The 24,217-nt window shown below is 61.8% G+C and carries 26 protein-coding genes; 20 read left to right on the top strand and 6 right to left on the bottom strand.

What is annotated here, in order from left to right; translation table 11 throughout:
* The first annotated feature begins 383 nt into the window (after positions 1–383).
* Genes G9Q84_RS26270 through G9Q84_RS26225 form a run of 10 tightly spaced genes read left to right on the top strand, consistent with a single transcriptional unit; the run spans position 384 to position 10,426 of the window.
* Positions 384–977 (top strand): transposase, encoded by a 594-nt coding sequence (locus G9Q84_RS26270; protein WP_032885396.1) that lies wholly within the window; start codon positions 384–386, stop codon positions 975–977.
* Between the two features lie 59 nt (positions 978–1,036).
* A complete protein-coding gene (locus tag G9Q84_RS26265; RefSeq protein WP_095185993.1) occupies positions 1,037–2,620 on the top strand; it encodes a ShlB/FhaC/HecB family hemolysin secretion/activation protein in 1,584 nt (527 codons plus the stop codon).
* A 24-nt stretch (positions 2,621–2,644) separates the two neighbouring features.
* Positions 2,645–4,444, top strand: a complete 1,800-nt coding sequence (locus G9Q84_RS26260; RefSeq protein WP_099601618.1) for a DUF2341 domain-containing protein — start codon at positions 2,645–2,647, stop codon at positions 4,442–4,444.
* A gap of 11 nt (positions 4,445–4,455) precedes the next feature.
* Complete coding sequence (locus tag G9Q84_RS26255) at positions 4,456–4,881, top strand: ExbD/TolR family protein (protein WP_016980095.1); 426 nt, start codon at positions 4,456–4,458, stop codon at positions 4,879–4,881.
* Positions 4,882–4,884: 3 nt separating this feature from the next.
* Positions 4,885–5,589, top strand: coding sequence for an energy transducer TonB family protein (locus tag G9Q84_RS26250; protein ID WP_032885393.1), 705 nt, complete (start codon positions 4,885–4,887; stop codon positions 5,587–5,589).
* Between the two features lie 42 nt (positions 5,590–5,631).
* Positions 5,632–7,332, top strand: coding sequence for a putative porin (locus G9Q84_RS26245; RefSeq protein ID WP_032885392.1), 1,701 nt, complete (start codon positions 5,632–5,634; stop codon positions 7,330–7,332).
* 18 nt (positions 7,333–7,350) lie between these two features.
* A complete protein-coding gene (locus G9Q84_RS26240) occupies positions 7,351–7,977 on the top strand; it encodes a DNA repair protein (RefSeq protein WP_181640167.1) in 627 nt (208 codons plus the stop codon).
* Positions 7,978–7,997: 20 nt separating this feature from the next.
* On the top strand, positions 7,998–8,459 hold the full coding sequence (locus tag G9Q84_RS26235; RefSeq protein WP_181644324.1) for a YbjN domain-containing protein: 462 nt from the start codon (positions 7,998–8,000) through the stop codon (positions 8,457–8,459).
* Positions 8,456–9,397 (top strand): peptidylprolyl isomerase, encoded by a 942-nt coding sequence (locus G9Q84_RS26230; RefSeq protein WP_181644323.1) that lies wholly within the window; start codon positions 8,456–8,458, stop codon positions 9,395–9,397. The genes G9Q84_RS26235 and G9Q84_RS26230 overlap by 4 nt, the downstream gene beginning before the upstream one ends.
* Positions 9,398–9,448: 51 nt before the next feature.
* On the top strand, positions 9,449–10,426 hold the full coding sequence (locus tag G9Q84_RS26225) for a LysR family transcriptional regulator (RefSeq protein ID WP_099601613.1): 978 nt from the start codon (positions 9,449–9,451) through the stop codon (positions 10,424–10,426).
* Positions 10,427–10,477: 51 nt separating this feature from the next.
* On the opposite strand, the gene G9Q84_RS26220 is transcribed toward G9Q84_RS26225, so the two are convergent.
* Positions 10,478–11,344: a LysR family transcriptional regulator gene (locus tag G9Q84_RS26220; RefSeq protein ID WP_032885387.1), complete on the bottom strand. Its 867-nt coding sequence runs from the start codon at positions 11,342–11,344 to the stop codon at positions 10,478–10,480.
* A 93-nt stretch (positions 11,345–11,437) separates the two neighbouring features.
* Here G9Q84_RS26220 and G9Q84_RS26215 point away from each other — a divergent pair, with 93 nt between their 5' ends.
* Genes G9Q84_RS26215 through G9Q84_RS26200 form a run of 4 tightly spaced genes read left to right on the top strand, consistent with a single transcriptional unit; the run spans position 11,438 to position 14,121 of the window.
* Positions 11,438–11,983 carry a DUF4865 family protein gene (locus G9Q84_RS26215; protein WP_032885386.1) on the top strand — a complete coding sequence of 182 codons (546 nt, stop codon included), beginning with the start codon at positions 11,438–11,440 and terminating at the stop codon, positions 11,981–11,983.
* Between the two features lie 51 nt (positions 11,984–12,034).
* Complete coding sequence (locus G9Q84_RS26210) at positions 12,035–12,625, top strand: histidine phosphatase family protein (RefSeq protein ID WP_032885417.1); 591 nt, start codon at positions 12,035–12,037, stop codon at positions 12,623–12,625.
* A 9-nt stretch (positions 12,626–12,634) separates the two neighbouring features.
* The gene (cobF, locus tag G9Q84_RS26205; protein WP_122681451.1) at positions 12,635–13,390 is read left to right on the top strand and encodes a precorrin-6A synthase (deacetylating); all 756 of its coding nucleotides are present in this window, start codon (positions 12,635–12,637) and stop codon (positions 13,388–13,390) included.
* A gap of 11 nt (positions 13,391–13,401) precedes the next feature.
* Complete coding sequence (locus G9Q84_RS26200) at positions 13,402–14,121, top strand: alpha/beta hydrolase (protein WP_099601610.1); 720 nt, start codon at positions 13,402–13,404, stop codon at positions 14,119–14,121.
* 147 nt (positions 14,122–14,268) lie between these two features.
* Here the strand turns inward: G9Q84_RS26200 and G9Q84_RS26195 are convergent, their stop codons facing one another.
* From G9Q84_RS26195 to G9Q84_RS26185, 3 genes are all read right to left on the bottom strand, one after another.
* Positions 14,269–14,823, bottom strand: a complete 555-nt coding sequence (locus G9Q84_RS26195) for a DcrB/PsbP domain-containing protein (RefSeq protein WP_122752791.1) — start codon at positions 14,821–14,823, stop codon at positions 14,269–14,271.
* A gap of 72 nt (positions 14,824–14,895) precedes the next feature.
* Positions 14,896–16,704: a monovalent cation:proton antiporter-2 (CPA2) family protein gene (locus G9Q84_RS26190; RefSeq protein WP_032885382.1), complete on the bottom strand. Its 1,809-nt coding sequence runs from the start codon at positions 16,702–16,704 to the stop codon at positions 14,896–14,898.
* Between the two features lie 107 nt (positions 16,705–16,811).
* Complete coding sequence (locus tag G9Q84_RS26185) at positions 16,812–17,726, bottom strand: EamA family transporter (RefSeq protein ID WP_181644322.1); 915 nt, start codon at positions 17,724–17,726, stop codon at positions 16,812–16,814.
* A gap of 103 nt (positions 17,727–17,829) precedes the next feature.
* On the opposite strand from G9Q84_RS26185, the gene G9Q84_RS26180 reads away from it, so the two are divergent.
* The 3 genes from G9Q84_RS26180 (at position 17,830) to G9Q84_RS26170 (ending at position 21,620) form a co-directional block, all read left to right on the top strand.
* A complete protein-coding gene (locus G9Q84_RS26180) occupies positions 17,830–18,612 on the top strand; it encodes an AraC family transcriptional regulator (RefSeq protein ID WP_032885362.1) in 783 nt (260 codons plus the stop codon).
* A gap of 94 nt (positions 18,613–18,706) precedes the next feature.
* Positions 18,707–20,260: a DUF726 domain-containing protein gene (locus G9Q84_RS26175; RefSeq protein ID WP_181644321.1), complete on the top strand. Its 1,554-nt coding sequence runs from the start codon at positions 18,707–18,709 to the stop codon at positions 20,258–20,260.
* A gap of 40 nt (positions 20,261–20,300) precedes the next feature.
* The gene (locus G9Q84_RS26170) at positions 20,301–21,620 is read left to right on the top strand and encodes an Nramp family divalent metal transporter (RefSeq protein ID WP_181644320.1); all 1,320 of its coding nucleotides are present in this window, start codon (positions 20,301–20,303) and stop codon (positions 21,618–21,620) included.
* Between the two features lies 1 nt (position 21,621).
* Here G9Q84_RS26170 and G9Q84_RS26165 read toward each other — a convergent pair whose 3' ends face one another.
* Positions 21,622–22,554, bottom strand: a complete 933-nt coding sequence (locus G9Q84_RS26165) for a LysR family transcriptional regulator (protein WP_181644319.1) — start codon at positions 22,552–22,554, stop codon at positions 21,622–21,624.
* Between the two features lie 118 nt (positions 22,555–22,672).
* On the opposite strand from G9Q84_RS26165, the gene G9Q84_RS26160 reads away from it, so the two are divergent.
* From G9Q84_RS26160 to G9Q84_RS26150, 3 genes are all read left to right on the top strand, one after another.
* A complete protein-coding gene (locus tag G9Q84_RS26160) occupies positions 22,673–23,161 on the top strand; it encodes a DMT family transporter (RefSeq protein ID WP_032885359.1) in 489 nt (162 codons plus the stop codon).
* A gap of 4 nt (positions 23,162–23,165) precedes the next feature.
* Complete coding sequence (locus G9Q84_RS26155) at positions 23,166–23,618, top strand: DMT family transporter (RefSeq protein WP_032885358.1); 453 nt, start codon at positions 23,166–23,168, stop codon at positions 23,616–23,618.
* A gap of 89 nt (positions 23,619–23,707) precedes the next feature.
* On the top strand, positions 23,708–23,878 hold the full coding sequence (locus tag G9Q84_RS26150; RefSeq protein ID WP_081797628.1) for a metallothionein: 171 nt from the start codon (positions 23,708–23,710) through the stop codon (positions 23,876–23,878).
* 52 nt (positions 23,879–23,930) lie between these two features.
* Here the strand turns inward: G9Q84_RS26150 and G9Q84_RS26145 are convergent, their stop codons facing one another.
* Positions 23,931–24,203, bottom strand: a complete 273-nt coding sequence (locus G9Q84_RS26145; RefSeq protein ID WP_032885357.1) for a hypothetical protein — start codon at positions 24,201–24,203, stop codon at positions 23,931–23,933.
* Between the last annotated feature and the right edge of the window lie 14 nt (positions 24,204–24,217).

Here is a 24,217-nt window from a genome sequence, read left to right as displayed (position 1 = left end):
TCCGTGGGTAACCCGGCAGGACGCCGGGTTAGCCGCGCTGGGCCATGGATGGCCCATCGCGGCGGCCCACGGATTCAAGCCGGAGTGCGGGCACACCGAGCCTAGGCGAGGTGCCGAGTGTTGGGGCGAGAGCCTTTTGCTTACTTTTGGGCTCTTCCAAAAGTGAGTCGCTGTAAGAGCGAAACCCTAAGCGGCCGTTACCCAAATAACGGATATGTACTCCCCCCCCCACTCCCCCAAAAAAACCCAAAAAATGAAGCTTTCATGACAAAAGTTCGGTAGCCAACCCTTGCCCCCGTCTCTCCTGTGTAACGCGCTCAAGAACACCACGAAGGTGTTCTTAAAGCCGCCAGCAGGACGCCAGGAGTGGGGCAATGGGATCTATGGAACGTTATTCAAAAGTCGGCATGCAGGAGCTCGACCAGCGCCTGTCAAAGATCGTCGAAGCCGCGCGCAAGAAGCCGGTGTCGGTCTATCGCTATGGCGCACCCTGGGTATGGATCGTCTCCCAGGACGATTGGCAGGGCGCCGTGAAGGAAGTCTCCAGCTACATCCCCGCAGGCCATTCCCTGGTGCTACTGCGCCCGCAGATCGACGACGTCCTCGACCAGCACCGCGACTGGCTGGTGGCCGAGCCCTCGATGTTGATCGCACCGCAGACCGTGCTGCAGATCCTGCTGCTGCAACTGCTGTACTCGGTGCCCAGCGAACAGCAACTGCACGAACAGCTCAACTACAACCTGCTGTTCCGCTGGTTCGTCGGCCTGGACCTGAACCAGAAGGTCTGGAGCATTCACGTACTCACTCGCGATATCGCCACGCTGCTCAACAACCCTCGGGCGGTACAGCTCATCCAGAAAATCATCGGTGACGTGTTTTGTGGCGCCTTGCTGCACATGCCGGAGTTCTCGCTGAACTTCGCCTTGTTGCACACCTGGCTGGCACGCCACGGCAACACCTCGATCGCCAGCAATTGAGCCGGCCGAACGCCGTGCCAGTGGCGGCGGCGAACACTTATAGAACGTCAGGGGGCGGTGTGGAGCATCTGTTCAAATCAACGCTGGTGCTGTGCTGCTTGGCGCTGGGGGCCATGGCCCAACCCGCGCTGGCGGAGGACGCAGCGCCGGCACGCAAAGTGGACGTCAACGAGTACTTCGTGCGTGGCAATACCGTGCTTGATGCGGCCACCATCGAGGAGGCGGTGTACCCGTTCCTGGGCCCGCAAAAGACCCTCGACGATATCGAAGGCGCCCGGGACGCCTTGCAGAAGATCTACCAGGCGCGCGGTTACCAGTCGGTGTTTGTCGAGTTGCCGGAGCAGAAGGTCGATGACGGCATCGTCTATCTGCAAGTCAGCGAAACCAAGGTCGGCCGGGTGCGTGTGGTCGGCGCCAAGCATTACTCGCCGGTGGAAATCCGCGAGCAAGTGCCGGGCCTGGAGGAGGGCGCGGTGCCGGATTTTTCCACGGTGCAAACCCAGTTGGCCGGGCTCAATCGCAGCGCCGGGCGCCAGGTTACGCCGCTGGTGCGCGAAGGCCAGCGCCCCGGCACCATGGATGTGGATTTGCAGGTGGAAGACCAGAACCCCTGGCACGCCAGTATCGGCCTGAACAACGATTACAGCGCCGACACCGAGAAGCTGCGCTCGGTCGCGACACTGGGTTACGACAACCTGTGGCAACTGGGCCACAGCATCTCCCTGACCTACTTCACCGCACCCCAGGACACCGACAACGCCAAGGTCTGGTCGGGCTCCTACAGCGCGCCGCTGGATGAGCGCTGGACTTTGCAGTTCTCCGGTTACCAGTCCGACAGCAATATCGCCACCATCGGCGGCAGCAACGTACTCGGTAAGGGCCATTCCTATGGGGTGTCGGCGATTTACAACCTGCCGGCCGCCGGCAATTGGGCCAATTCCTTCTCGTTCGGTATCGACTTCAAAGACTTCGACGAGCAGATGAGATTCGGTTCCAGCAGCGATCAGGTGCCGCTCAAGTACGCGCCGTTCACCCTCGGCTACAACGGCTATCGCTACACCGAACAGTCCCAGTTGGGGTTGGGCCTGAACCTGGTGGTCGGCACCCGTGCGTTCTTTGGCTACGGCAGCGACGCCGAAGAGTTCGATTACAAACGCTACAAGGCCAGCGCCAGTTTTGCCGTGCTCAAGGGCGACCTGAATTACAGCTACACCTTCGCCAACGATTGGCAGTCGGCGTCCAAGGCCGGCTTCCAATTGGCCTCGGGGCCGCTGGTGTCCAACGAGCAGTATTCCGCCGGCGGCGCCACTTCGGTGCGCGGCTACCTGGCGGCCGAACGCACCGGCGACGAAGGCTTGCTGCTGTCCCAGGAGCTGCGCACGCCGTCCCTGGCCAAGTTCCTCGGCAGTTATGTGCAGGAGTGGCGCTTTTATGCGTTCGCCGAAGGCGCGCGCCTGCGTCTGCACGACCCGCTGCCCGAGCAAGAAGACGAATACAGCCTGGCCAGTGTCGGCCTGGGCACCCGCGCCAGTTTGAGCAAATGGTTGTCCGGCAGTCTGGATTGGGGCTACCCGCTGCTCGATGGACCGAACACCCAGAAACAGGATTCGCGACTGCACTTCAGTGTGCAGGCGACGTTCTGACTTTTTCTTCCGGAGACTTCACCCATGCAACGCCTATTTCTGAGCCTGATGATCTGCCTGGGCTTCGCGCTCCCGGCCACCGCCCACGCCTGGTGGCAGGACGATTGGCACTACCGCAAACAGATTTCGGTAGACACCACCGCCCAAGGCGCCGCGATCAATCAGGCCTTGGGCCGTACCGCACTGCTGGTGCGCTTGCACACCGGCAATTTCACCTTTGACGGGGTCAAGGACGACGGCGCCGACCTGCGCTTTGTGAGTGCCGATGACAAGACCGTGCTCAATCACCAGATCGAGAGCTTTGATCCGTTGATGGGCATGGCGCTCATTTGGGTCGACGTGCCCAAGGTCGAAGGCGGCCAGCGCCAGGACATTTGGATGTACTACGGCAACCAGAAGGCCCCGGCCACCGCCAACGGCCAGCTGACGTTTGACCCTAATTACACCGCGCTCTATCACTTTGACGGCGCCAATGCCACGCCGCCACGGGACACCACGGCCTATGCCAACACGGCGCTGAACGCCACCGGCGCGAGCATCGACGGCGTAATCGGCCGCGCCTTGCAGTTCGGCGGCCAGCCGCTGTTGCTGCCGGCCAGCCCGTCGCTGCAACACGCCGCCGGTGGGGCGTTCACCGTCAGCGCCTGGTTGCGTCTGGACCAGGCCAGTGGCGAACAAATCGTCCTGGCGCGTCGCGACGGTGCCCACAGCCTGTTGCTGGGCTTGAATCAAGGTATGCCGTTTGTGGAAATCGACGGCCAGCGCGCTGTCTCGACGCAGCCGTTGAACCCCGGCCAATGGCAGCACTTGGCGTTCACCGCCGAGGGTGAAAAAGTCGCGCTGTATGTGAATGGTCGCGAAACCGCCACGCTCGCCGTCGCATTGCCGGCCTTCAATTCCCAATTCGCCATCGGTGCCGACCTGCCGGAAGCGGGCAGTACGCACTTGCCGTTCGCTGGTGCGATGGATGAGCTGCGCTTGTCCAAAGTGGCGCGCCCGGCCGCGCTGTTGCTGGCTGATGCCAGTGCCCAGGGCGCCGAGTCGAAACTGGTGGCTTACGGGGTGGATGAAGAACAGTCGGGCATGGGCTTCGGCAGCCTGGGCTTTTTGCTCAATGCCGTGCCGGTTGATGCCTGGGTCATCATCCTGGTGCTGGTGGCGATGATGTTCCAATCGTGGGTGATCATGCTGCGCAAGAACCGTCAGGTCAGCCGTGTGAGCAGTGCCAACGAGGTGTTCCGCGAGCACTTCGCGCAGATCGGCACCCGCCTGGAAATGTACGCCGACGACGCGCAACTGGGTGAGCGGCTGACCCATTCCTCGCTGTGGCGCCTGTACCTGGTGGCGGTCAAGGAGATCCGCACGCGCCGTGCCCAGGGCGCCGACACCTCATCGGTGTCTGCGGCCACCATCGAAGCCATCCGCTGTTCCATGGACGGCGTGCGCACCCGTGAGAACCAGGCCCTCAGTTCCAAACTCTCGACCTTGTCCAACGCCATTGCCGGCGGCCCGTACATCGGCCTGCTCGGTACGGTGCTGGGGATCATGGTGGTGTTCCTCGGCACGGCCATGGCCGGTGACGTCAACATCAACGCCATCGCCCCCGGTATGGCGGCCGCCTTGCTGGCCACGGCCATGGGCCTGTTCGTCGCGATCCCCGCGCTGTTTGGCTACAACCGCCTGATCACGCGCAACAAGGAAGTCAGCGCCGACATGCGGGTGTTCGTCGACGAGTTCATCACCCGCCTGGCGGAGATGCACGGCGAGAGCCAGCACAGTGAAGCCGCGCACCGTCGCGAACATCACGCATCGGTTCCGGCCTGAGGAGAATCGCCATGGCTTCCGTAAATACCTCCCACGACGATGACGATGATGCCGCTGTCGACAGCATCAACATCACGCCGCTGGTGGACGTGCTGATGGTGGTGTTGGTGATGTTCATCCTCACCGCCACCGCCCAGGTGTCGGGTATCCAGATTCACCTGCCCAAGGCCAGCGCTTCGGTGTCGTTGTCGGAGGCAAAGACCAAGGCCATTTCCGTCAATGACGGCGGCCAGGTGTTCCTCGACGCTTACCCGGTGACCCTCGGCGAGCTGGAAGAGCGCCTGCGCATCGAGAAAGCACTGAACCCGGATTTCCCGGTGATCGTGCGCGGCGACGCCATGGTGCAGTACCAGAAAGTGATCGAAGTGCTCGACCTGCTGCGCCGATTGGAGCTGTCCCAGGTCGGGTTGGTCACCGGCAAACCGAGCCAGGGCTGAGTCATGACTGCACAGATCCCGATCACGCCGTTGCCGGTCAAGAAAACGCCGAAGCTGCGCCCGCTGAAGTGGGGCGCCGGCCTGCTGCTGGCGGCCGTGGCGGCCTGGTTTTTATGGCAATGGGCCAATGACATGAGTGGCGTACGTCGCGAAGCGCCGAAGGTGCCGACGATTATTCCGTTGCCGCCACCGCCGCCGCCACCGCCTGAAAAGCCCAAGGAACCAGAGCCGCAAGTGGAAGAAAAAATCCCTGAGCCGGTCCCTACTCCAGAACCGGAAGAGGTCAAGCCGGCCGAGGAAGCGCCGCCTTCACCGGCCGATGACCTGGCCAACCCGATGCAGATCGATGGCGACGCCCAGTCAGGCAACGACGGTTTCAACATTGGCGCGGGCAAGGGCGGCGGCATGGCGGGTTCCGGTGGTGGTGGACTCGGTGCCGGCACTTATAAGCAGTACTTGGCCGGGGTGTTTCAACGCCTGCTGCGCGAAGACCCAGAGTTACGCAAGAAGGCTTACACGGTGCAAGCGGACTTGTGGCTTGACGCCGAAGGCGCGGTCACCCGTGCGCAGTTGGCCAAGTCCAGCGGCGATGCCGACACCGATGCCCAGGTCCTCGCCGCCTTGCGTGCGCCCCATGCCACGCAACGGGTGCCGGCCTCGGTGACGATGCCGGTACGCCTGTCCCTCAAGGGTCGGCGTCCAGATTGATCGAATGCTTTTTCAATGGTTTTTTACAGGAGTTGCGTACACATGATTTCCCCCGTGAATCGACTGACCCTGGCGGTTGGCATGGTCATCGCGACCCTGGTCGGCCAGGCGGCGGCTGCTCCGGTTGCCCCTTCGGAAAACGTCACCATCAACCTGATCCGCCTGCTGGTGCAGCAGGGCGTGCTGACCCAGGACACCGCCAACGGCCTGATCGCCCAGGCCGAAAAAGAAGCCTTGCAGGCGCGCCAGGCCAATGCGGCGCCGGTGGTTGCCAGCGGCCCGGCCGCAGCGCCTGGGGATGTGCGGGTGCAGTATGTGCCGCAAGCGGTGCGTGATCAGATCCGTGACCAGGTGAAGGCTGAAGTCATGGCCACCGCCAAGCAGGAAAACTGGGCCCAACCCAACACCTTTCCGGATTGGATCTCACGGGTGAGCTTTGATGGCGATATCCGTTTACGCGACGAATCTCGGTATTTTTCGGGCAAGAACGACGACACCATCACCGACTACGCCAAGCTCAACGATTCAGGCCCGTATGACGTCAATCCTGGCACCAATACGCGTTTCCCGCCGTTGCTCAATACCCGCGAGGACCGTGAGAACCTGTTCCGCCTGCGCGCCCGCCTGGGCATGAAAGCGGTGATTTCGCCGGAATGGACCGCCGGCATTCGCCTGGGGACCGGTTCGGACAATAACCCGGTGTCCACCACCCAGACCCTGGGCGGTGGTTTCGGCAAGAAAGACATCTGGCTCGACCAGGGTTACCTGAGCTGGAAAGCCTCCGACGCGGTGACGCTGACCGGCGGGCGTATCGGCAACCCGTTCTATTCCACTGACATGATGTATTCCAACGACCTCAATTTCGACGGCGTGGCGGCGATTTTCAATCACAGCCTCAACAGCGAGTGGGGCCTGTTCGGCACCCTTGGTGCGTTCCCGGTCGAGTACACCTCCGACACTGCCAGCAGCAACGGCGTCGACAAGCAGGACAGCGAGACCAAATGGCTGTTTGGCGGGCAGATCGGCGCGGACTGGAAGATCAGCCGCAGCAACAAACTCAAGCTGGCCGCCGCGTACTACCAATTCCAGGACATCGAAGGCGAACGTTCCAGCCCGTGCTCACCGTGGGCAGGCCAACCCGGTTGCGACACTGATGGCTCGCGGGTGGCGTTTATGCAAAAGGGCAACAGCGTGTTCAACCTGCGCAACATCACGCCTAACCCGGCCACACCCGGCCTCACGCCGGAGCCGCAATACGTCGGCCTGGCGTCCAAGTTCAATGTGCTGGACCTCAACGCGGTCTGGGACAGCGAGTTGCCCAGCGACTTGAAGCTGCGCAGCCAGGGCAACTTCATTCACAACCTGGCCTACGACAAGGGCGAAATGCTCAAGCGCAGCGAAGGCCAGATCGTCAACAACCTCAACAGCGACGGCCAGTTTGAAAGTGGCGGCAATGCCTTGATGGTCTCGTTCACCCTCGGCAGCGCGCTGGAGATGCGCAAGCGTGGCGACTGGAACGTGCTGGCCGGCTACAAATACATCCAACCCGACGCCTTGCCCGACGGCTTCAATGACTCCTCGTTCCACCTGGGCGGCACCAATGCCAAGGGCTATTTCATTGGCGCCAACTACGGCATCGAAAAGAACATCTACGCCAGCGCACGTTGGTTGAGCGCCTCCGAAGTCTACGGCCAGCCATTTGAAGTGGATGTGATGCAACTGGAACTCAACACGCGCTTTTGATGCGCAGGGAGATGCCACATGAACACGCGAATCTGCGGGCTGTTGTTGCTGTTCGTCGCCAGCGGCGCTTGCGCCGAAGGCATGGAGGAACGTCTGCGTACCCAACTGCGCAGCACTACCCAGCAATTGCAGGCGTTGCAAAGCGAGCAGGCCCAGGCCAGTGCCGCGCGCATCGCCGCCGAAACCCAGGCCAAGCAGGCCCAGGCCCAGATCAAGCAGTTGACGGCTGAGCTGGAAAAGACCCGTGGCATGGCCGAGCAACTGGCCGGCCAGCAACAAAGTCTGCACAGCCAGGCGCAAGCCCAGGTGAATGCGAGCAACGAGCAGATTGGCAAGTTCAAGAAGGCCTATGACGAGTTGCTGGTGCTGGCCAAGGGCAAGGAAACCGAGCGTGCGCGGTTGCAAGCGCAATTGAGCGAACGTGACACACAAGTGCAGCAATGTTCAGTCAAGAATCAACAAATGTACGGCGTGGCCCAGCAGTTGCTCGCGGCCTACGAAAAAATCGATGTGGCTGAGGTGATGAGTATTCGCCAGCCGTTCGCCAGCAGCGCGCGGGTCAAGTTCGAGGAACTGGCCCAGGGTTTTGGCGACGATTTGTACAAGAGCCGTTTTGATGCGCCCCAGGCGGGCGTCACCCACTGATCGACAAGGAAGAACAGACCATGAGCGAATTGATCACTAGCGTTAGCGTCCAGAGCCTCACCGAGCTGTTGCAGGAAGCCGGCTACCGGGTCAACCAATCCGAACAGAACGGCATCGTGCAGTTGCTCAGCGCCAGCCAGGGCATCGGCTTTGCCGTGCGTTTCGGCAACCCGGCGGCCGAGCAGGGCAGCTATGTGGACTTCACCTACAGCTGCGCGCTGCGGGTCCAGGGCGAATTGCCCGAAGGCTTGGCCCAGGTGTGGAATGCCTCGCGCCGTTTTGCGCGGTTGTCGGTGCAGGGTGAATTCCTATTGATGGAAATGGACGTGGTGGTGGCCGGCGTTGGCGCCACGCACCTGCGCAGTCAGTTGGAATTGTGGGACCGTCTGTTGCAGGAATTCATTGTCTACCTGCGTGAATACAGCCAGCACGCGGCGCAGTTGCAGGCCGCCGCGGTTGGGGAAGAGGCGCCTGTCCGGTGAAAAAGCCGACACTGATGGTCGGCGCGGGCGCGTTGGCCCTGCTGGTGGTGGCAGTGGCGTTGAGCCTGCGACCGGGCAGCGACCCGGTGGCGGCGCAACAACCGGCGCCGGTGATCAGCCCTGCGTCAACCGGGCCGGCGGTTGCGCGCCTGGGCAACCAGCAGATCGACCTGCCGGAACTGAAAAACGTGCTCGCCAGCCTGCCGGCTGAATCCCGCGAACAATTGCGTGGCAACCGTGGCGCCCTGGAAACCTGGATCCGCTCGCGTCTGGCGCAAAAAGCCGTGCTGGAACAGGCCGACGCCCAAGGCTGGCGCCAGCGCCCGGAGGTGGAGCAACAGACCCGCGCCGCCACCGAGCAGATCGTGTTTCGTGACTACATGTTGTCGGTCAGTAAAGTCCCGGCCGATTACCCCAGCGCCGCTGAATTGCAACAGGCCTACGACAGCGGCAAGGCGCAATGGGTGACGCCGCCGTTGTACCGGGTGAGCCAGATTTTCCTCGCCGTGAATGACCCGCAAACCCTCGATACCGTGCGGCGCCAGGCCCAGGAGTTGAGCCGCAAGGCCCAGGCCGCGCCGGCCGATTTTGCGGCCTTGGCCACGCAGTTTTCCCAGGACCCGGACAGCGCCGCGCGCGGAGGTGATTCGGGGATGCAGCCGTTGCAGCAACTGGTGCCGCAAGTGCGCGAGGCGGTGTCGCGACTCAAGGTCGGCGCGGTGTCGGACGTGGTGCAGAGCCCGGCGGGGTTCCATGTGCTGAAGTTGATCGGCCAACAACCGGCGCGCACCGCCAGCCTCGATGAGCTGCGTGAACGCCTGACCCAGGCCCTGCGTGCCCAGCGTCAAGAGCAAATCGCCAAGGCTTACCTTGAAGGCATGCTCAACACCGCGACCTTGAGCATCGACGGCGCCGAGTTGAACAAAGTATTGGAGTAATACCCGTCCACCCGCATTGGATGCCCAGACCAACAAGACAGGGAGTCTCAAATGGCATTACTGGAACCGTCCGGCCCTCAGGGCACCGCCGCCTATCCCGCGGCCGCCGAGCCGCGCAGCCATTGGCTGGCCCTGGCCCATGAGATTGACCCGGAGGTGGCGCGCTACTTTCTGGTGAGCGCGCGCTGCGGCTGCTTTATGCAGGCGGCGCGCAGCCTGAACATCAAGGCGACGCTGCTGCGCAAGCGCCTGGCGCAACTGGAAGAGCACTTGCGCCACGTGTTGTTCAGTTACCAGGGCAATGGGCTGGTGCTCAGTCGGGACGGCCAGCAATTGCAGGCGCAACTGATCGCTCTGGCCCATGAACGACGCCTGCCGGTGGTGGAACAGCCGCTGATCCGCGTGGCGGTGGCCGAACCGATCCTGCATGACATCCTCGGCCGCGATTTGATCGCCTTACTGCGGCGCAACGCCAGCGTGCGCCTGGAGATCATCTCCATCGACAGCCAACTGTCCCTGCAAGCGGTGGACGTGGATGTGGTGGTGTGGCTGTCGGACAGCGACAGCCCGATGCCCGGCCCGGGCTTTGTCACCGAACCGCCAAGGGCCCTGGCGCGCCTGCAGTACTTGCCGCACATTGCCAAGCGCTACTCGCGGCTGACCACGCGCCCGGACAGCGTGGAAGACCTCGCTGACTACATGCTGGTGCAATGGCAACCCGATGCGCAGGTCGAGGCCTTGCAGCCATGGAACCACGTGGTGGAGCAGCGCCTGGCCGCCGTGGTGCAGGTGCATGCGTATTCGCTGATGCTGGAGATGATCCGCTGCGGCGCCTGCATCGGGTTGCTGCCGCACTACATGAGCAGTTTCGACCGAGGTCTGGTGGCCTTGCCGGGGTTGTTGGCCGAGAGCATGCAGCGCCAGGTGTGGCTGGCGGTGAATGCGCAGGTGGAGGATGCGCAGGCAGTGCGGATGATTGTGGAGTTGATCGTCAGCACCTTCGAAGGCCGCCGCGAGTGGTTTGATTGACTGCACATGTTCAATGAGATGGCCCGTAGCAGAGGAATTGCGGGGCTGGTTTCACCGTTGCAGCACACCACGAAAGGTTGCGCTCAGGGCGCGCAACGTTTCCCTGGAGCGTGCGTCACTGATACGGCTGTAAAGCACCACTTCACTGACGGGCAACGCCGGCAACCCATATTGCTCGCTCACCTCCACCGCGCCAGCGGGTGCCACGCGGTGGGCGAGGGCGGCGACGCCGAGGCCGGCGCTGACTGCCGCACCCACGGCCATCACACCGCCGCCGACGAATACTTCGGTCCAGTCGATGCACGCCGCATCCAGTGCGCGTGTGGCCAAGTGGCGAACGCCGCAGGGCGCGGCCATGGTCGCCATGCGCAGTGGCGTGCCGGCGCTGTGCTGCCAGGTGGGCGCGGCGAACCAGCCAAAGCGTTCCACCACCAAGACTTCGCCGTCCTGGCGGTCGCCCTCGTTGCGCACGATGACCGCGTCCAGCTCGTTGCGATCGAAGGCCGCGACCAGGTCGCGGGAGGAGGCGATGCGCACTTCGAGGATCACCAAAGGGTCATAGGCGGCCAGGCGGCTGAGCCAGGCCGGCAAGTCCGGGCCGGCGACATGGTCGCTGATGCCGATCACCAGGCGACGCGGTGCGTGGGTGCCCATGTCGCCCAGCGCGCGTTCATGGGCGTTGAGCAGCGCACGCGCGGCCACGATGAACTGCTCGCCCTGGGGCGACAGCCGCACATGCCGTGGCGTGCGCTCAAGCAGACGATAGCCGAGGCGCTCTTCAAGGCGCTTGAGCTTAAGGCTGATCGCGGCCTGGGAAGTGTCGAGGGCCTCGGCGGCACGGGTGAAACTGCCGAAATCGGCCACCAGTACGAAGGCGTGCACGGTGTCGATGTCCAGAGGTTTGAGCGCGTCAGTCATATCAAATCCTTATCGCACCTATATTCGGTCATATCTTGTTGAAATCATCGCGGATGCGCAAGCTGATACCTCATCTTGCCTGGGAGCTTCCTGATGTTCGCCAAACAGTATTCACACCGCTTACCCGCCGATTACGACATGAACGTGATTCGCCGACGTGCCACGCAGTTGGGGCCGTTGTGGGATCACGCTGAAGGGTTGCTGTTCAAGGCGTTTATCGCCCAGGAGACTGGCGGCAATGTGTATTCCTCGGTGTACCTGTGGGCCGACCCGTTGCAGGCCGCTGACTTTTTGCTGGGGGAGCGTTTCCAGAAAGTGCTCGACAGCTTCGGTCGTCCGCATATCGAGAGTTGGCTGCCGCTGGATGTACAACGTGGCCCGGCGCAGAACGCGCTGAGTCTGTATCGGGAGGAACGGCCGCTGGCGCCTGGCGTGGACCGCGCGGGCATCTTGGCCGATGAGAAACGACGGAATCAGCAGTTGGCGGATAGCAACGACACGTTCGCGGTGTTCCTCGCGCTGGACGTACAAGCGTGGCGCTTGGTGCGGTTTACGCTGTCGGCCAAAACGTTGGATGCCGAGCACCCAGGCACGGGCTACCAGGTGCTCTATCTGGCACAAGGCGTTGCGCCCCAGTGATAACTGCGCCAGTCTTGGTGGCCTTAATCCTTGTCGTTGAAACAATCCGTGATCCAGGCCACCCGTTTGACACTCATCTGCCATGCCGCCACGCCTCTGCAAAAGCGCGGGCGTTTTCCGGACGACGAGGCGGTGGCGATGGATTGGCATGGCGCGGCGCTGTCCCTCGCCGGGCGTTATAAGAAACCCCGGCGTTTGTTGTGCGGGCCGGAAGTGCGTACACGGCAGACAGCCGGCTTGTTCGGCGATGACGCAGGAATCGAAGACGCCCTGCGTGACGCGGATTTCGGCCAGTGGAAAGGCCAGGCCATCAGCCAACTGAATGGCGATCAGTTAAACACCTGGCTCACTGACAGCACGTGCGCACCCCATGGCGGCGAGTCGGTGGATGACGTTTGCACACGTGTCGCGCAGTGGATGAAATCCCTCGAAACCCAACCCGGCCATGTGGTCGCCATTACGCACCCCTTTGTGATCCGCGCCGCACTGCTGTACGTCATGCAGTTCCCGCTGTCGATGTTCTACCTCATCGACGTCGAAGCGTTGTCGGCCACTGAACTTCGCTTCAACAAGGTCTGGCGCTTGCGCCTGGAAACTCACGCCCAGGCGCGTGAACATGGCAAAATCCACGCCCCGCAATGAGAGCAACCCATGAAACGCATCCTGATCATCGGCATTGGCGCCGGCAACCCTGACTACATCACGATGCAGGCCGTGAAGGCGCTCAACCGCACCGACGTGTTTTTCTTGATGGACAAGGGCCAGAGCAAAGACAAGTTGATCGACCTGCGCCGCGAGATCTGCGAAACCTACATCACCGAGCCTGGCTACCGCTTCGTCGAGGCCGATTGCCCCGAGCGTGTACGCGGTGAGATCGACTACACCACCGCGGTGCAGGACCTCAACCGTGACAAGCAGGCCACCTTCGAGCGCATGATCAATGAGGAAATGGCCGACGGCGAAGTCGGCGCATTCCTGGCCTGGGGCGATCCTGCGCTGTACGACAGCACCATCCGCATTCTGCAGGCGATTTTGGCCAGTGGCCGCTGCACCTTCGAGTTCGACGTGATCCCCGGTATCACCAGCGTGCAGGCCCTGGCCGCCCAGCACAAAGTGCCGTTGAACCGCATCGGCAAGTCCGTTGAGATCACCACCGGGCGACGTTTGGCGGCAGGGCAGGCGAGTGATGCCGACACCCTGGTGGTCATGCTTGACGCCGAAGATTCCTACCGTAGCGTGGCCGATCAGGATATGGACATCTACTGGGGTGCCTACCTCGGCACGCCGGATGAGATCCTCATCAGCGGCAAGGTGAGTGAGGTGGCCGAAGAAATCCAACGGGTGCGCAAGGCCGCGCGCCTGGAAAATGGCTGGATCATGGACACTTATTTGCTACGCAAACCCTGAGGTAACGTCCCATGTTCAAACTGTTTGCCCTGGCGCTGACCCTGCTAGCCGGTGCCGCTCATGCCGACGATACGCTGCACACCGACTTGCCGCTGTCGTACCTGGAGCAAACCCAGGGCGATGCGCGCAACCAACCGCTGGTGATTTTCCTGCACGGCTTTGGCAGTAACGAGGAAGACCTGTTTGGCATCAAGGACGCGCTGCCGTCCACGTGGACTTATTTGTCGGTTCGGGCGCCCATGCCGGTCGATTCGAATGGATTCCGCTGGTTTACCAAGACGCCCGGTGACGGCGATTACGATGGTGTCACGGCCGATCTTCAGCGCAGTGCGGGGCTGATCAAGGACTTCGTCGGCAAAGCCACCGCCAAGTACCACACCCAGAGTGATCGGGTGTTCCTGATTGGTTTCAGCCAGGGCGCGATCATGTCGTATGAGGTGGCGTTGCGTGACCCGCAACTGGTGCGGGGGATTGCGGCGTTGAGTGGCAGCGTGTTGCCGGTGCTCAAGGCTGAGCTGAAACCGGATGAGTCATTGGGCAAGCTGGCGATCTTTATTGGTCACGGCACTTTGGACCAGGCGCTGCCGTATGCGTCGGCGACCCGAGCGAATGAGGTGTTGACGGGCTTGGGGTTGAAGCCGGAGTTTCATGGGTATCCGGGGATGAACCACACCATCAGTGAGGCGGAAGTGCAGGACTTGAAGGTTTGGCTGGAAAAAAGCCTGAGGTAAACGCGGTAAATAAATGTGGGAGCGGGCTTGTCGAATCGTCGCACCGCTGCGATAGCGGGGTGTCAGTCAATAGAGATATCGACGGGTCCACCGTTATCGCAGGCAAGCCAGCTCCCACATTGGTTTTGTGTTGCTTGGGAGATCGGGTTATTTACCGCCGGTAATCTGCTTCACCAACGCTGCATGCCCCTTGGCATCATCCGCCCGTGAAATCGCCTGGATCACCAGCAAGTGATTTCCCGAGCCGCCGAGGAAAGTGGATTGCAGCGTCTTGCCACCACCCTGGGTCGCGGTGCTGTCCACCTGGCGCAAGCCTAGGCCCTTGAAGGTCAGTTTTTTCTCACTTTGCTTTTTGAAGTCGGGCAGGGCGGCGCTCTGGTCCTTGACGAAGCCGGCCACGGCGCCGTCGAGGAATTGTGGGTCGTTGTCCTTGATGCTAACCCCGTCGTTACGCACGGTTTCGGCGACGATCACTACACTTTTCGTGGTCTTGTTGGCGTACATCGTGCCTTGGGTGTCGGCAGTGCCATCTTCAGCCTTACCCGACGGCAGGGTGTCGGCGGTGTAGGCCTTGGGCAGGCTGAAGGTGAACTTGCCGCCCAAGGTGGAGATGGTTTGCACGGTCGGCTTGGCAGCGGCGAATACGCTGCCGGCGGTAAGCGCGAGGGCCAGCAGGGCGGCGGTCTTGGTGAAAGTGGCCATGAAGCGCTCCAGGGATGAACGAAATTGCGCCGTATTCTGTCAGAAAATTCGCAAGATCGTTCATCGCTAGCCTCACACCTTGTCGGACTCTTCCTCAAGTCTGTCCATCTCAAACAGCCGCGCCAGTTCCGTACGGGCTTCCTGGGCGGTCTGCATCACTTTGGCTGCGTCGTCGTACACCGCGTGCTGGGCAGCGAGTACTTGCAGGTCGTGGTTCTTGAACCGGTTGATGCGCGCATCAGCTTGGGCTTGGGTCAACCCCAGGCCTACCAGGGTGCGGCGGCTCATTTCCAGGCTGGAGTAGAACGTCTCGCGAACGGGCGAGGCGTCCAGGTCCACCAGGCGGTGCACATGCTGGCGGTTACGTGCGCGGGCGATGATTTTCATGTGCGGGTAGAGGGTGCGCACCAGCTCGGCGGTCTTGATGTTGATCTCCGGGTCGTCCATGGCGATCACAAAGAACTCGGCCTGGTCGACCTTGGCCGCGTGCAGGATCTCGGGGCGCTGCGGGTCGCCGTAGAACACCGGCATGCCGCCGAAACTGCGGGTCAGTTCGATGGTTTCCACCGAGGTGTCGAGGGCGATGAACGAGATGTTCTGGGCGCGCAGGATCCGCGCCACAATCTGGCCCATACGGCCCATGCCGGCGATGACCACACGCGGCGCATCGCTTTCGATGGCGCGGTACTCCTCGGGCACTTCCACCGGCTTGACCTTGGGCTTGAACAGCTTCGGGCACACCAGCAACAGCAGCGGCGTCACGGCCATGGACAGGGTGATGGTCAGCACCAGGATGTCGTAGAGATGGGGTTCGAACAGGCCCTGGTCGCGGCCGATCTTGAACACCACGAAGGCGAATTCACCGCCGGCAGCCAGTACCACGCCCAGGCGCAGGGCGCTTTCGCGATTGAGGTCGCCCACCATCCGGCCCACGGCGTACAGCAGCGGTAGCTTGAGACCGATCAACAGCAGGGTCAGGCCGATCACTACCAGGGGCGAGCTGAGCAACAGGCTGAGGTTGGCGCCCATGCCCACGCTGATAAAGAACAGTCCCAGCAACAGGCCCTTGAACGGTTCGATCTGGGATTCCAGTTCGTGGCGGTATTCCGAATCCGCCAGCAGCAGGCCGGCGAGGAAGGCGCCGAGGGCCATGGACACGCCCACCAGTTCCATCAGCCAGGCTGTGCCGATCACTACCAGCAGCGCGGTGGCAGTGGACACTTCGCGCAGGCCAGTCTTGGCGACGATGCGAAACACTGGCCGCAGCAGGTAGCGCCCGCCAATGATCACCACAGCGATGCTGCCGAGGATCTGCAGGACGTGTTGCACGCCCTGGGCTTCGGTGGTCGGGTGGTCGCTGCCGGCCAGCAGCGGCACCATGGCGATCAGCGGGATCGCCGCGATGTCCTGGAACAGCAGGATGGCAAACGCCAGCCGGCCGTGGGGCTGGTTGAGCTCCTTGCGCTCGGCCAGGCTTTGCAGGCCAAACGCGGTGGACGACAGCGCCAGGCCCAGGCCCAGCACGATGGCGCTGTTCCAGGCCTGGCCAAATACCCAGAGCGCCACTGCGGCCATGACCAGCCCGGTCAACAGCACCTGGGCGAGGCCGACACCAAACACCGCCTTGCGCATCACCCACAGTCGCTTGGGCGACAGTTCCAGACCAATGATGAACAGCAGCAACACCACTCCCAGCTCCGAAAACTGCGCCACGCTTTGCGGGTTGCCTATCAGGCCCAGCACCGATGGACCAATGATCACACCAGCAAACAGATAGCCCAACACCGCGCCCAATTGCAGGCGCTTGGCCAGGGGCACGGTCAGCACGGCCGCGAGCAGGAACACCACGGCTGCTTGTAACAGGTTGCCTTCATGGGGCATTGCGAACTCCAGGATCTTCAAAACCAGTCATCAGGCGTGTATTAGAGCGCTTTTTACATTTTGAAAATTGTGTTTTTGCTGCGTATCAGGCCGATGTGTCGCGGTTTTTAACGGGCAACGCGCTTCTTGCTGAGGTTTCGCAAGGATAGCCCGGCAGGCGCGAGTGTCGATGGCCGGCGGCACAAGCCCACCGCTAACCCGACGATGATGATTGCAATCGAAATCAGGTTCGGCGTGGAAACGTGCTCACCGATGATCAACATCGAACTGCTGATCCCGAACACGGGAATCAGCAACGACAGCGGCGCCACTGTGGACACGGGGTACAGTTTTAGCAGCGAGTTCCAGCCCCAGTAGGCAAAGTGCGTGGCCAGGTACACCTGGAACAGGATGGACAGTATCGCTGCCAGGTCGAGGCTGGCGTTCAAGCCTTCGAACGGGCTACTGCCGTGCATCCACCAGGCCATGAGGAACAGTGGAATCGGCGGAAACAGGCTGGCCCATACCATGAACGAGAAGACCTCCTTGACCCCGGACTTCTTGATGATGACGTTGCCCACGCTCCAGGCCAGCGCACTCAATACGATCAACATCACCCCAAGGACGGCGTGGTTGCCTTCCTGAGTGGAAATGATGCCCGCCAGGCCGCTGAGCGCCAGCAAGGCGCCGACGATCTGCGCCTTGCGGATGTTCTCCTTGAACAGTAAAAAACCCCAGCCCATGGTGAAGAACACGCTGAGTTGAATGATCAATGAAGCAATACCAGGGCTCACACCGATCTGGATCCCGTAGTTGATTACGCCCCACATGCCCAGCCCGAAGATAAAACCGTAGGCGGCTACGTAGCTGAACTTGACGGCGGGGCGCTTGATGAAGAACACCAGGGGCAGGGCTGCCAAGGCAAAGCGGATGCCGGTGAGCACAAAGGGGTCGACCGAGCGCAGGCCCAATTGGGTGATGGGGAAATTCACTCCCCACACCAGGGTGACGAGCACGGCTAGCGCCAAGTGTTTTTTCAGCATGGAATGTTCCCTAGGTCATGACGCTTCTTTAAGGGCGTTGATGTTAGGGGCAGTTCGATTGGCCCGCTTGCTATGTCAGGTCAACTTTTGACAAGATCGGGCCATGATTCCAGCCTTTGATTTTTCCAGCCCTGACGCCGTGGTGACGCTACGCGAATACCCCAATGGCACTGTTTTCGAGCGGCACACGCATGCGCGTGGGCAGTTCGCCTATGCCTCCACCGGTGCGTTGAAAATGTTCACCGACCTCGGCAATTGGGTGGTGCCGCCGCAGCGGGCGATTTGGGTGCCCGGTGGTGTGCCCCATGAAATGCAGATGCGCGGGGAGGTGGTGATGCTCAATACCTACCTGAACGCCGATGCCGTCCTGCGCGCGGGGTTGCAAGCGCGCTGTCAGGTGTTTGAAGTGTCGCCCTTGCTCAGGCATTTGCTGGAGGCGGCGCTGGCTATCGATCCCTCAATGCCACTCAATGTGAGACATCGCTGCGTGTTGACGCTGTTGATTGATGAGATCGGCGCCATGCCTGAGGTGCCCCTCAGCGCACCATTGCCTGGCGAACCACGGCTGGCGCGGGCCTGTCAGCGTTTCCTGGAGGCGCCCACGCAAAAAATCACCCTCGATGAGATGGCTGAGTGGTCGAACATGAGTCGACGCACGTTCACCCGCCATTTCCAGGAAAGCACGGGGATGACGTTTGTGTCCTGGCGCCAGCAGGTGTGCCTGCTGGAAGCCACTGCGCGGCTCAGCCATGGCGCTTCCATCACCGAGGTGGCGCTCGGGTTGGGTTTCAGCAGCTCCAGTGCGTTCACGTCGGTGTTCCGGCGTAACCTGGGGGATTCTCCGGCGCGCTACCTGGCGAACTCAAAGGCTGGCGCGCAGTTCTGAGGCTTTTGCTGCTGCCACGTCGGTCAGGATTCACCTCCCTTGGGCCTTGCCTTTGTTACTATCGCCCACCCTTGTCACCCGGAGTCACCGCCCAATGCAACACCAGTGGGATGAAATGCACCGCACCCGCAAGCCCACATTCCTACTGTGTGGCGAGCCTCAGGGGGACGTGCTCAATCTCTATGTTCACGGTTATTCGGCGTTTTTCAACCGGCAACAACTGGGCAATTTCAAGGCGCAGTTGGCGGGCATCGAAGGCTCCACCAACCTGATGCTGTTCTGGCCCGCGGGGCACTTCCTGGAAAACCTGTTTGCGCCTTTCAAGGACGTGATCGGCGCGATGCTCGGCGGCGGCAGTGTCGGCGCGGCGACCGTCGGTGTGGGCAAGGCGATTGCCTATTTCCTCGACCACTACAAAAGCGTCGAGGCGCGGGTGGACGAAGTGGCCAAGAGTTTGCTGCCGGAGCTGGCGGGTTACCTGCACGGTGAGTCGCTGAACGTGCGGCGTATCAACCTGATCGGCCATTCCCTGGGCGCGCGGATTCTGGTCAAGAGCCTCCTGGCCAGCCCTGAAACCGCGCGGGAACTGCCGTTGGACAATCTACTGCTGATGGGCGGGGCGATCTGCACGTCGAGCCCGTGGGATGAGGTGTCGGCGCCACTCAAGGGCCGGCTGATCAACTGCCACTCCAGCAAGGATTGGGCGTTGGCCATTAAGCCGGACACCGAGCGCTGCATTGGTCGTTATGCAATCGAGGTGACGCCGGCACTCAAGGCCAAGATCACCAATGTGCACTTGGCTACCTTCGATCACGCCGCCTATTGGCCGCAATTGCAGACGGTGGTGCAGTACACCGACCTGTTGCACGAGCGGCGCGGCATGATCCGCTCCGACCAGCGCAGCAGCGAGGTGCGCTTTGCCGAGGAGGATGTGGAACTGTTCCCAGCCTTGGTGCAGGCGCGGCCGGAGGAGTTGAAATTCCTCGCCGAACTGATGGCGCAAAAGCGCAGTGCATCGATTGATGCCAAGGTGCGCGAGCCGCTCAAACTGGCCATCGAGTTACAGCGCATGGGCGGCGATAGCTTTATGAATCTGGCTCGTGGGCATGGCGTAAGTTATCGCCAGATCGCCGAAGACGTGGCGCAGCGCCTGGGGATCAAGTTTGACGAGTCGCTTGAAACGGTTGCGCTGGCAGAGATCGAAACCCAGGTCGCGCAAAAGCTGATCGAGCAGTACAAGGACAAGCTCAGTAATGCCGACCGGCAGGTCTTCGACGCGGAGCTCAAGGCGGCCGCGCAAAAAGAGCAGGGCCTGTTCAAGCGTTTCGATGTTGGGCGCTCGGCCACCACGGCTTTGAGCGGCACGGCGCTGGCGGGGCTGACCGGGTTTATCCTGCGTCGTGGGGCGGCCTCAGCGATTCCGGTGGTGGGGCAGGCACTGGCGGCCGCGATGCTGCTGGTGAGTGGTGTTCGGGCGTTTTCCGGTCCGGCGTATTCGATTACGACGCTGGCGGTGTTGGTGATCGGTGTGATTCGCCAGCGCATGGAGCGTGAGGCGCTGAACCAGGAGATGGACCTCGTGGTGCAGGTGGTGGAAGCGTTTGACCTGCCACGGGACACGGTGATGCGCACGGTCGCGTCCGACTGATAAGCTGCGCGCTGTCGAGTGTGTTTGCCTGGGATACCGCGTGAAATTCAGCCTGCCTAAAATTGCTACCGCCCCGTTCTGCCCGCCGGAAGTGGCGGGCTCTGTCGCCGTTGATCCCAAGGCGTCGTTCTTCAAGCGTGCCCTCATGTTTGCCGGCCCCGGCCTGTTGATCTCCATTGGCTACATGGACCCGGGCAACTGGGCTACGGCCATCGAGGCCGGTTCGCGCTACGGCTACAGCCTTTTATTTGTGGTGCTGCTGGCCAGCCTGGCGGGGATGGCGGTGCAGTGCCTGTGCTCGCGACTGGGCATCGCCACCGGCAAAGACCTGGCGCAACTATGCCGCGAGCGCTACAGCAAGCGCTCCGCCCGCACCCAATGGGCGTTGGCGGAAATCTCCATCATTGCCACCGACCTGGCCGAAGTGCTCGGCTGCGCCTTGGCGTTTCACCTCCTGCTGGGCGTTTCCCTGACGACCGGTATTGTGATCACGGCCTTTGACACGCTGCTGATCCTTGCCCTGCAAAACCGAGGCTTTCGCCGCTTGGAAGCGATCATGCTGGCGTTGGTGGCGACCATCGGGGTGTGTTTCTTTATCGAGCTGGTGTTGATCAAACCGTATTGGCCGGACGTCTTCAGCGGCTTCACGCCGTCACTGTCGGCCATCAGCGATGCCGCGCCGCTGTACCTGGCCATCGGCATTCTGGGCGCTACGGTGATGCCCCATAATCTCTACCTGCACAGCTCAATCGTGCAGACCCGCCTGATCGGTAAAGACGTGGCCAGCAAACAGGACGCGGTCAAGCTGGCGCGCATTGACACCATCGGCTCCCTGGCCCTGGCCCTGCTGGTCAATGCCGCCATCCTGGTACTCGCCGCCGCCGCATTCCACAAGACCGGCCACACCGACGTGGTGGAAATCCAGGATGCTTACCACCTGCTCGATCCGTTGGTGGGTGGCGCCTTTGCCAGCATCCTGTTCGGCGTTGCCTTGCTGGCGTCCGGGCAAAGCTCGACGTTTACCGGCACCATCGCCGGACAAGTGATCATGGAAGGCTACCTGAACCTGCGCATTCCCTGCTGGCAGCGGCGCCTGATTACCCGGGGGCTGGCGCTGATCCCGGCGTTTCTCGGGGTGTGGCTGATGGGTGACGATGCCATCGGCAAATTGCTGATCCTGAGCCAGGTGGTGCTGAGCCTGCAGCTGCCGTTTGCGCTGTATCCGCTGATTCGCATGACTGGCGACAAGCAACTGATGGGACCGTTTGTGAATAGCCTGCCCACCAGGGTGTTGGTGTGGTTTCTATTTGTGGTGATCAGTGGGGCGAATGCATGGTTGATTGGGCAATGGGTGTTTTGAGTCAGCGATCCCAATAAGGCACCGCCCCAAAACACTCCACAAAGTAATCAATCACGGTCCTCACCTTCAGCGACAAGCGCCGGCTCCCTGGCCACAACGCCGCAATTTGCTGCGGCTCCAGCGTGGTCGCCACTTCGTACTCCGTCAGCACCGCGTGCAACGTGCCGGCGCGCAAGCTTTCGCCGATCAACCAGGATGGAAACACCACCAGCCCCAGGCCTTGTTCGGCGGCGTGGGTGAGGGTGTCGGCGTGGTTGCCAGTGATCGGGCCTTTGACGCTGTAGGGCGTCCAGTCGCCCTGGTCGCGGCGGAAAAACCAGCGTTGTTGGCCGGTGATGCCCTTGTACGCCAGGCATTGGTGGTTGATCAGTTCATCGGGGTGCGAGGGCGTGCCGTGCTTCGTCAGGTAAGCAGGGCTGGCGGCGATGCGAAAGCGCTGGGGCGCGAAGATACGTGCCTGCATGCCGGAGTCGTTGAGCACGCCGATGCGAAATAGCAGGTCGGTGCCATCTTGCAGAGGGTCGACGTAGGTGTCGGTTTGCTGGATATCCAGTTGCAGCTTGGGGTAGCGGCGGCACAACTCGCCCAGCCAGGGCGAGAGGTGACGCTGGCCGAACACCATCGGCGCATTGATACGCACCAGGCCGCTGGGCTCACTTTCCTGTTCCTGCAGGGCCTGGCCGGCGGCTTCCAGTTGTTCGAGCATCAGGCGCGCGTGCCGCCCTAGCAGGCGCCCAGCCTCGGTGGGGCTGACGGCGCGGGTGTGCCGATACAACAACTGTTGCCCCAGGGCCTGCTCCATTAATTGGATCTGCCGCGAGATCGAGGAGGGCGCCAGGCTTTCGCGGCGCGCCACTTCGGAGAAGCTGCCGTGGTCCAGCACTGCGACGAACAGGCGCAGCGCCTTGAAACTCAACTCGTTCAAACCCTGCATCATGGCTCCAGGCTGTGCGTTTTGCGCAAAGGTGTTGTTGGCATGCTCCCATTTATCGCACAGGACGGCCACTGGATAATGCGCGCCATTAATCCATTTGTTGATGCGCAGGTGATGTATGCAGGCCAGTTCTATCGAGGGTGTGGCGAACGCCACGCCGAAAAAAAACCTTCTGCGGTTGCTGTTGTTGCCGCTGGTGATCCTCGCCGGTATGGGCTTGTCGGTGGAGGCCGGTTTGCTCGGCCCATTGGGCGTGCAGGTGGGGCACCTGTGGGCGACGTTGAGCATCTTCGGCGTGGGCTCGGCGATTCTGTATTTGCTGCTGCTGTTCAGCGGTCCGCAAAAAGGCCCGGCGCTCACGGACTTGCCGCGCTGGCAGCTGATCGGCGGTTTTCTGGGGCCGATGTACGTGGTGGTACTGACCCTGGCCACGCCGCACATCGGTATTGCGATGACCATGATCGCGATTCTGTCAGGACAGGTGGGCAAGAGCGTTCTGATCGACCATTTCGGCTGGTTCGGCACGACGCGCAAGCGAGTCAATGGAGAGCGCTGGATCGCGCTGGCGTTGATTGTGGTGGCACTTGTTCTGATCGCACGAGGGTAAGACGATGAATCTGATTCTGTTGTTGGTACTGGTCATCGCGGCCGGTGCGGTATTGAGTGTGCAGGCGGCGATCAACGGTCGCCTGGGCCAGACAGTGGGTGTGTTGCGCAGCAGTTTGCTGACCTTTGCCGTAGGCGCGCTCACCACCGCGCTGTTGATTTTCTTCTTTGAACCGGCACAGGCGTTGAGCCTCTTGGACGTGCCTAAATGGCAGCTGACCGGCGCGCTGTTCGGCGTGGTGTACATGATGGTGATGGTCGGTGCGGTGCCGGTGGTCGGCACGGCGGTGGCCACGGTGGCGGTGATCACCGGGCAGTTGGGCATGGGCATGCTGATCGATAACTTCGGCTGGCTGGGCAACCCGGCCATCGAATTGTCGGGCGGTCGCATGCTGGCGATGGTGTGCCTGGCGCTGGCGCTGGTGTTCATGTATCGCAGCAATACGCGCACCGACTGATGGTTTGAACGATCTGCGTGAGCCGGCAGTCATTGCTTAAGGTGCCGGCGCTCGCCGTACCGAGACGACCATGATGAAGGAGTCTGACCATGCCAGATCAAACCTGTGCCTGCCCACACTGCAAATGTGTATTGGGTGTCGAAGCGGTGATGAAAGACGGAAAGGGCTATTGCTGCCAGGGCTGTGCCGAGCACCATGCCCATGGTGAACCCTGTGCGGCGGCTACGGGCTGCGAGTGTGCCAAGTCGGCCGACGGTTGAATGCGGTGGGAGCGGTCAAAACCGTTCCCACATTTGATCTATCTGTTAGCTGCTATTGGGTTTCCAACTCCAGCCGGAGGCTATGGTCCGACAGGCGCTGCCGACCTCTGACCACCCCGCTGGTCCGCCGTCCCTCCAGGGCAAACACCACCGTTTTCGCTGCATGCAGATCATCCGGGAGCGGCTGGAACACCTTCAGTACCAGTCTGTCGGGTTTGCGCTGCACGCTCACTTGGCATTCCACATGCCTGGCCAGTGGGCCAAACAGGGTGTCCTGGGTGTAATCAATCCGTGCCTTGCCATTGACCTGGCCACATACATTCATGGGTATCTCTCCTT

This window comes from Pseudomonas sivasensis, from assembly GCF_013778505.1.
GTDB lineage: Bacteria > Pseudomonadota > Gammaproteobacteria > Pseudomonadales > Pseudomonadaceae > Aquipseudomonas > Aquipseudomonas sivasensis.
This window is presented reverse-complemented; position numbering and strand designations above follow the sequence as displayed.